General features: G+C 72.5%; 1 protein-coding gene and 2 pseudogenes. All 3 read left to right on the forward strand.

What is annotated here, in order from left to right; translation table 11 throughout:
- Positions 1-132 (forward strand): annotated as a pseudogene (locus ABT263_RS38790) (roadblock/LC7 domain-containing protein); the annotation flags it as partial.
- Positions 133-292: 160 nt separating this feature from the next.
- Positions 293-991, forward strand: a complete 699-nt coding sequence (locus ABT263_RS38795; protein WP_329489723.1) for a DUF742 domain-containing protein — start codon at positions 293-295, stop codon at positions 989-991.
- Positions 972-1,117, forward strand: a pseudogene (locus tag ABT263_RS38800) (ATP-binding protein); the annotation flags it as partial. The gene ABT263_RS38795 and the pseudogene ABT263_RS38800, both read left to right, overlap by 20 nt.

Genomic DNA, 1,117 nt, shown 5'->3' on the forward strand with positions numbered 1-1,117 from the left:
CTCGCCGTCCTCGCCTCCCCGGACTCCGACATCGGTCTCGTCGGCTACGAGATGGCACTGCTCGTCGACCGCGCCGGCGCCGTCCTCACCCCCGCGCTCCGCGCAGAACTCCAGGGCAGTCTCCTGCACTGACGGTTCGTCGGATACCGTCCTGGTATTCGAAGCACCTCCACGCCCGTCCCGGGCCCGCTTCGGCGGGCTCGGGTTCGGACGTTGTACGGCCTTCGCACCACCGGCTCCGGACCCGTCCGGAGCTCGCACCGCACCGCCGCACCTTGTGAGGAGAGGAACCGTGACACCGCCCGACGACCGCAGCGGCCAGTACGGCGTTCCGTACCCTGGCACGGGCCATGACGCCTTCGGAGCACCCGGCGTCGCCGGCCACGGTCAGCAGCACGGCCAGTACGGCCAGTACGGCCAGCAGCAGTACGGCCAGCCGTACCCGCAGGAGCAGTACGACCAGTACGGCCGGCAGCAGCCCTCGTACGACGCGCCCCCGGCCGGCTGGCCGGCCCCGGGCAGGACGGACGGCCACCTCCCCGGCCGGCACTCCGCCCCCGCCCCGCAGCCCGGCCGGCACCACTCCGGTCCCGGCCAGGAGCCGGCCCAGGAGCCGGGGTACGTCGAGGAGTTCGAGGACGACTACGACTCGGGCCCGCTGATCCGGCCGTTCGCGATGACCGGCGGGCGGACCAGACCGCGCTACGAGCTGGCGCTGGAGGCGCTCGTCTCGGCCGACGTCGACCCGCAGCGCCTGGCCACCCTGCTCCCCGAGCACCAGCGGATCTGCACCTTGTGCACCGAGGTCAAGTCCGTCGCCGAGGTGTCGGCGCTGCTCTCCCTCCCTCTGGGGGTGGCCCGCATCCTCGTGGCCGACCTGGCCGAAGCCGGCCTGGTCGCCATCCACCAGCCCGCTTCCGGCGGCGAATCCGGAAACCAGCCCGACGTCACGCTGCTCGAAAGGGTCCTCAGTGGACTTCGCAAGCTCTAACGCGGCCGCCCCCACCCGCGCCACCACCTCCGCGAAGATCGTCGTCGCCGGCGGCTTCGGTGTCGGCAAGACCACGCTCGTCGGCGCCGTCTCCGAGATCAACCCCCTGCGCACCGAAGCCGTCAT

Source organism: Kitasatospora sp. NPDC001603 (assembly GCF_040298365.1).
Classification (GTDB): Bacteria; Actinomycetota; Actinomycetes; order Streptomycetales; family Streptomycetaceae; genus Kitasatospora.